The 6,698-nt window shown below is 71.5% G+C and carries 6 protein-coding genes; 3 read left to right on the forward strand and 3 right to left on the reverse strand.

The window, feature by feature from the left end; all coding sequences use genetic code 11:
- The coding region (locus N4P33_RS30745) for a phosphatase PAP2 family protein (protein WP_260830218.1) at positions 1-876 on the reverse strand (876 nt) is incomplete at its 3' end.
- 246 nt (positions 877-1,122) lie between these two features.
- Positions 1,123-2,388 (reverse strand): glycosyltransferase family 39 protein, encoded by a 1,266-nt coding sequence (locus tag N4P33_RS30750; RefSeq protein WP_260830219.1) that lies wholly within the window; start codon positions 2,386-2,388, stop codon positions 1,123-1,125.
- Positions 2,389-2,650: 262 nt separating this feature from the next.
- Here N4P33_RS30750 and N4P33_RS30755 point away from each other — a divergent pair, with 262 nt between their 5' ends.
- Together N4P33_RS30755 and N4P33_RS30760 are read left to right on the forward strand one after the other, a co-directional pair.
- A complete protein-coding gene (locus N4P33_RS30755) occupies positions 2,651-4,264 on the forward strand; it encodes an MFS transporter (protein ID WP_260830220.1) in 1,614 nt (537 codons plus the stop codon).
- A gap of 111 nt (positions 4,265-4,375) precedes the next feature.
- A complete protein-coding gene (locus N4P33_RS30760; RefSeq protein WP_260830221.1) occupies positions 4,376-5,575 on the forward strand; it encodes an acyl-CoA dehydrogenase family protein in 1,200 nt (399 codons plus the stop codon).
- 70 nt (positions 5,576-5,645) lie between these two features.
- Here N4P33_RS30760 and N4P33_RS30765 read toward each other — a convergent pair whose 3' ends face one another.
- Positions 5,646-6,083 carry a cell division protein SepF gene (locus N4P33_RS30765; protein WP_260830222.1) on the reverse strand — a complete coding sequence of 146 codons (438 nt, stop codon included), beginning with the start codon at positions 6,081-6,083 and terminating at the stop codon, positions 5,646-5,648.
- A gap of 290 nt (positions 6,084-6,373) precedes the next feature.
- On the opposite strand from N4P33_RS30765, the gene N4P33_RS30770 reads away from it, so the two are divergent.
- A partial coding sequence (locus N4P33_RS30770) for a DUF5685 family protein (RefSeq protein ID WP_260830223.1) occupies positions 6,374-6,698 on the forward strand: 325 nt, incomplete at its 3' end.

Genomic DNA, 6,698 nt, shown 5'->3' on the forward strand with positions numbered 1-6,698 from the left:
CGTCCGCCCGCCCGAGCGGCCCGCGCCGACCGGTTCCGGCGCCGGGGCGTCGTCGCGGCCGGTGAGCGGCGAGAGCACCACCGGGGCACCGGCGGGACGGGTCTGCGAGGGACGCCGCCGGCGGTCCCGCCAGCTGTCCCGCAGATCGAAGATCCGGTCCTCGGCGCGGGCGATCAGCGGCTCGAACCAGGGCAGCGCCAGCAGGATCAGCAGGCCCGCTGCCCAGCCGAGGAGCACATCGCTCAGCCAGTGCGTGCCCAGGTAGACGGTGGCCAGACCGACACCGAGCGAGGTCACCGCGGACACCGCGGACAACCAGCGCCGCGCTCTCGGCGTGGAGGCCAGATAGGCCAGGATTCCCCAGGTCACCACGGCGTTCGCGGTGTGGCCGCTGGGAAATATATCCCCGCCGAGCCACATCTCGTTCGAGCCGATCTCCGTCGCGTAATGTGGTCCGAGGCGCCCCATGCCGTACTTCGCGGCGCCGACGGTCACGTTCAGCAACAACAGGGAGACCCCGAGCGCGAGCATCGGGCGCAGCGTGTGCTGCCGCCAGGAGCGCCAGCCCAGCCAGGCCGCGACCATCACGGCGGTGGGACCGCGCTGACCGAGGACGACGTAGTAGTCGACGAAGGCGTGCAGCTCGGACCACTGCTCGTAGGGGCGGAAGAACATCACCCGCCAGTCCAGCCGGACCAGCCAGGAGGTGATCACTACGGCCCACACGATCGCCAGGTAGAAGGCCAGAGTGGCGCCGAAGAGCACCACCCGGTGCCGGCTCATCCGCGGCACATCGATGTGAGCCGGTCGTTCCGGCTCACGATCCAGCCTCGCGAACACCCGGTCCAGACGGGTGGGCTTCCGTTCGGTACGCACCCAATCGACGTTACAGCGAGTGAGCGCGGAACCCCGTCGAATCAGCGGCTTTGTGATGACGATGTGATGTGGCATTCCTCTCAGGAGGGCCTTTAATTCCGGCGATTCCGTAATCTCCGGAGGCCCCGGCCTTCAATTCTTTTGATCATTCCGGTCGGTGATTTATGCGGCGTCCCATTTCGTTCACCCGGGCCTGGCCGGAAATTTTCCCGGCGCTCATCGTCCGTCCGGGCAGCCCGGACGGGCTCAGGGCGGTCCCGAGCCGTTCAGCCAGAAGGCGCCGTACACCGCCGACGCCACCGCGACCGGGCCGATGACCAGGGCTGCCCTGCGGATACCCCGTTTCGCCAGGGCCATGGCAGGGGGCAGCAGCAGCGGGAAGGCCGGCAGCAGCAGGCGCGGCTTCGAGCCGAAGTAGCTCGACGCGCACAGGGCGAGCGCGGTGACGACCCCGGCGTACACCAGCAGCGGGAGCGGCTGGCGCTGCCGTACGCAGATCACGTACAGCCACACCAGCAGCGCGACCCCGACGACCAGGCCGAGCCCGGCGAGCGCCGAGGGGAACGAGCCGAACTTCGCGGCGACGAACCGGGCGAAGGCGAACCCCCCGTCGAACCCGTTCCGCCAGCCCGCCTGCACCTCCAGATACCCGAACACCCCGCCCCCGGTCCGCCACCCGACCCACAGCACGTAGCCGGCGACACCGAGGGGCGCGAGGGCCATACCGAGGAGCAGCCGGACGAGGGACGTGGCAGGGAAACCAAGTGCGGCGGCGAGGCGAGGGCGGGTGCCGGGGGCGGCTGATGCCTCGCCGGAGGCTTGCGGGCGGTCGGGAAGGCCGGTGGGAGCGGCGGGTCCCCGCGCCGCCCTGCGGTGCCTCAGCAACGTGACCACGCCCGCTGTCCACACCGCCGCCACCACCGCCATGCCCACCGGGCGGGTCAGGCCCGCCAGGGCCGCCAGCGTGCCCGCTGTCACCCAGCGGTCCGTGAGCACCGCGTACAGGGACCAGGCCGCCAGGGCCGTGAACAGGGACTCGCTGTACGCCATCGACTGCACGACGCCGACCGGCAGCACCGCCCACAGCAGGACCGCGCACACGCCCGCCCGGCGCCCGTACAGATGGTCCGCGACCGCGAAGATCCCCCACGCTGCGGCGAGCGAGGCGAGCAGGCTGACGACGAAGCCGCCGTCGGCGTACGACAGCGGCGACACCGCCGCCACCAGCCGCTCCAGCCAGGGCAGCAGCGGGAAGAACGCCAGGTTCGAGTGCACGTCGCCGTTCGGCAGGCGCACCTCGTAGCCGTACCCCAGCTCGGCGACGCGGGTGTACCAGAGGGCGTCCCAGCGGGCGGTCAGCAAGGTGTACGCGCTCTTGCCGCGCGCCTCGCTCCACAGGACCAGCACCGCCAGGCCCAGGGCACGCACGGCGGCGTACCCGAGGAGCGCGGGGGCGGCCCGGCGCAGGAGCGGGAAGGGGCGGGCCGCCGCACGCGGCACAAGATCGGTCACGTGCCCGATTATCGACCGGGGTGGGGACCGGCCCGTCCGGCAGGGCGTGCGCGGACCACGGGTGAGTGGCGCACACCACATCGATCCCGGACATGTGTGAGAGGCCCACCACTCGACCCCGGCGCTCACTCGCGTACGCTGACGTGTCACTCGCCATGTCGTTGCGCGGGCCGGGGACACCGCTCCTCTCCGGCCGAGTCGCGGGGAACTCCCCACCCCCGCGAGCCCGCCGAACGCGAGGGAACATCTGGGAGGTACGTACATGTCCGGGACGACCACGGCCGCCGCCGCGCTGCGCCGTCGGGCGGCCGGGGCCGGTGCCAACCGCTGGGTGGTGCTCGTCGTCCTCTGCGTCAGCCTGCTGCTGGTCGCCGTCGACGCCACCGTGCTGCACGTGGCGGTCCCCGCCGTCACCGAGGACCTCAGGCCCGGCGCGATGGAGCTGCTCTGGATCGTCGACGCCTATCCACTCGTGTGCGCCTCGCTGCTGATCCTCTTCGGCACGCTGGGCGACCGGGTCGGCCGCAGACGCGTCCTCCTGCTCGGCTACGCCCTCTTCGGCGTCGCCTCCGGCATGGCAGCCCTCGCCGACAACGCCCAGGTGCTCATCGTGGCGCGGGCGATGCTCGGCGTCGGCGGCGCGATGATCATGCCCGCCACGCTGTCGATCCTCCGCCAGGTCTTCCCGGACCGGCGCGAGCGCGCGCTCGCCATCGGCGTGTGGAGCGCGGTCGCCGCAGTGGGCGCGGCCGTCGGGCCGCTGCTCGGCGGCTTCCTGCTGGAGCACTTCTGGTGGGGCTCGGTCTTCCTCGTCAACATCCCGCTGATGCTCGTCAGCCTCCCGGTGGGCCGGATCCTGCTGCCGGAGTCGAAGGGCGACGGCCGGGGCCCCTGGGACGTGGTCGGCGCGCTGATGGCGGCGGCCGGACTGTTCGCCGTCGTCTTCGGTGTGAAGCGGCTCGGCAGCGGCGAGGACGTCACCGGCCCGGCGACGGTGCTCCCGCTGCTCGCCGGGGCCGCCCTGATCGCCGCCTTCGTCCGCAGGCAGCGGCGCCGGGCGCACCCCCTGATCGACCTGAAGATGTTCGCCCGGCCCGCGTTCAGCACCTCGGTGGGCTGCATCGTGCTGGCCATGCTCGCGCTGGTCGGCCTGGAGCTGATCGCGGCGCAGTACCTCCAGCTGGTGCTCGGGCTGTCCCCGCTGGAGACCGGCCTGCGGCTGCTGCCGCTGACCTTCGCGGCGATGGCGGCGGGCCTCGCCGGCGCCAGGATGCTGCGCCGGTTCGGGCCGCGCCGGATGGTCTGCGCGGGCTTCTGCCTGACCGCCGCCGCCGTCGTGGCGCTCACCGCGATGGGCGGCAAGGACAACTGCGCCCTGCTGCTGACCGGCTTCGTCCTGCTCGGCTTCGGACTGGAGACCACCCTGTTCGGGGCGTACGAGTCGATGCTGAGCGAGGCGCCCCCGGAGCAGGCGGGCGGCGCGGCCGCGATAGGGGAGACCTCCTACCAGCTCGGCGCCGGAATCGGCATCGCCCTCCTCGGCAGCGTCATGAACGCGGCCTACGCGCCCGGCCTCAGCGGCGTGCCCGGAGTCCCGGCGCGGGCGTCCACCGCTGCGTCGCACTCGCTGGGCGAGGCCTACGAGGTCGCGGCGCAGCTCGGCGGCCCCGCCGGAGCCGCCCTGCGGCACGCCGCCCGCCACTCCTTCGTGCACGGTCTGCACGTGACCCTGCTGGTCAGTGCCGGTCTGCTGCTGCTCGGCGCGGCGATGGCGCTCCGGCTGCCCCGTGTGATGCAGTGCGAGCCGGCCGCCGCCGTGGACCTGCCCGCGCCACGGGAGGCCGCGGAGCCGCGGGTCTCCGGGTTGAAAGTGTGAGGCGCGCCCACCGGGCCCCTGGCCGGGGTGGACGTGGGGCACACTGCGTCGTAACGTCGCCCCGACCGACTGACTAGCGACGCTAGTTAAATCGCCCCGGAGGGTGCCCCCATGTCGTCCCCGTCGAAGTCCTCGAAGCTGCCCCCCTTCGATCCCGCCGACCCGCTCGGCCTCGACGATCTGCTGGAGCCGGAGGACCTGGCGATCCGGGACACCGTGCGCGGCTGGGCCGCGGACCGGGTGCTGCCGTACGTCGCCGACTGGTACGAGAAGGGCGAGCTGCCCGGCATCCGCGAGCTGGCCCGGGAGCTCGGCGGGATCGGCGCGCTCGGCATGTCCCTCGACGGCTACGGGTGCGCGGGCGCGAGCGCCGTGCAGTACGGGCTCGCCTGTCTGGAGCTGGAGGCGGCCGACTCCGGGATCCGCTCCCTGGTCTCCGTGCAGGGCTCCCTCGCGATGTACGCCATCCACCGCTTCGGCAGTGAGGAGCAGAAGCAGCGGTGGCTGCCGCGGATGGCCGCCGGCGAGGTCATCGGCTGCTTCGGGCTCACCGAACCCGACCACGGCTCCGACCCGGCCTCGATGCGCACCTACGCCAAGCGGGACGGCTCCGACTGGCTCCTCAACGGCCGCAAGATGTGGATCACCAACGGCTCCGTGGCGGGAGTCGCGGTCGTGTGGGCGCAGACCGACGACGGCATTCGCGGCTTCGCCGTGCCGACCGACGTCCCCGGTTTCTCCGCCCCCGAGATCAAGCACAAGTGGTCGCTGCGCGCCTCCGTCACCAGCGAGCTGGTCATGGACGACGTACGGCTGCCCGCCGATGCCGTACTGCCGGAGGTCACCGGGCTGCGCGGCCCGCTGAGCTGTCTGTCGCACGCGCGCTACGGGATCGTCTGGGGCGCCATGGGTGCCGCGCGCAGCTGCTTCGAGGCGGCGGTCGACTACGCGAAGTCGAGGGAGCAGTTCGGGCGGCCCATCGGCGGATTCCAGCTGACCCAGGCCAAGCTCGCCGACATGGCGGTCGAACTGCACAAGGGGATTCTGCTCGCCCATCATCTGGGGCGGCGCATGGACGCCGGCCGCCTGCGTCCCGAGCAGGTCAGCTTCGGCAAGCTCAACAACGTTCGCGAGGCCATCGACATCTGCCGTACGGCCCGCACCATTCTCGGCGCCAACGGGATCTCGCTCGAATATCCCGTGATGCGGCACGCGACGAACCTCGAGTCGGTGCTCACCTACGAGGGCACCGTCGAGATGCACCAGCTGGTGCTGGGCAAGGCGCTCACCGGGATCGACGCGTTCCGGTAGATCGACCGACGCGTTCCGGTAGATCCGGCCGGAACCAGGGGAGGAGGCAGGGCCGGTGAGCGGCCCCGCCTCAGCTCTGGTTGAAGAAGCCGTCCGACCGGTGCGCGGCCGGCTCCCCGCTGACCACCTCGGTGTCGGCCGGGCTCAGCAGGAACACACGGTTGGACACCCGCTCGATGGAGCCGCGCAGACCGAAGATCAGCCCGGCGGCGAAGTCCACCACGCGCTTGGCGTCGGTGGCCTCCATCGCGGTGAGGTTCATGATGACGGGCACCCCGTCCCGGAACAGCTCGCCGATCGCGCGGGCGTCCCGGAAGCTGTCCGGAGTGATGGTGCCGATGCGGCGGCCCTTCTCCTCGGCGACGTCCGCGGCCACCTTGACCCGCGGATCGGTGACCCAGGCATCCCCGGACTCGGCCCCGTCGGAGTAGTCGTCGTCGTAGTAACGCTCGTCTTCGTTGTCGTCGACGAGGCCCAGCCAGGCACTTGCCTTGCGTACCGATCCCATGGACGCCTCCTCTCACAGCGGTCTTGCTTGCTTTCCGCACCCCTATGGTCGTCCATGATGCGGATGGCGCGCCAAGTGGATAGACGCCGCACGGGGGGTTTGTGACGGTACTGGTGCACGACCGATCCGTCGAGAGTCCGTGTTTCCCAAGGGTCTTGATGTAAACGGCTGCTGACTGTGAGTGAAATATGACTCTTCGCGGCGTACGGGTGATGAGCGGTGCGTACGGGTGAACGAGAGGGCCGATACGATGCCGCCGCTCAGCTTGTACTACCGCAACGGGGGATGTTGTGTTCGGAATGGTCCGGCCCTGCCGGCATCGGCTCGGGGAAAAGCTCACGGCCCAGTGGATGGCGCATCTGTGCGGGCTCTGCCTCGCGCTGCGCGGCGACCACGGGCAGCTCGCCCGCGTCGTCACCAACTACGACGGGCTGCTCATCTCGGTTCTGACGGAGGCTCAGGCCGGGTCGGCCGAGGCCGGACGGCGCACGGCGGGACCCTGTCCGCTGCGCGGGATGCGCACCGCGTCCGTCGCGCACGGCGAGGGCGCGCGGCTCGCGGCGGCCGTCTCGCTGGTACTGGCCTCCGCGAAGGTGCGCGACCATGTCGCCGACG

The organism is Streptomyces sp. 15-116A (assembly GCF_025290915.1).
In the GTDB taxonomy this organism is placed as follows: domain Bacteria; phylum Actinomycetota; class Actinomycetes; order Streptomycetales; family Streptomycetaceae; genus Streptomyces.

Coding starts and splice junctions, on each gene's coding strand:
- N4P33_RS30755 (WP_260830220.1), top strand. CDS start 2,651: ATGTCCGGGACGACCACGGCCGCCGCCGCGCTGCGCCGTCGGGCGGCC.
- N4P33_RS30760 (WP_260830221.1), top strand. CDS start 4,376: ATGTCGTCCCCGTCGAAGTCCTCGAAGCTGCCCCCCTTCGATCCCGCC.
- N4P33_RS30765 (WP_260830222.1), bottom strand. CDS start 6,083: ATGGGATCGGTACGCAAGGCAAGTGCCTGGCTGGGCCTCGTCGACGAC.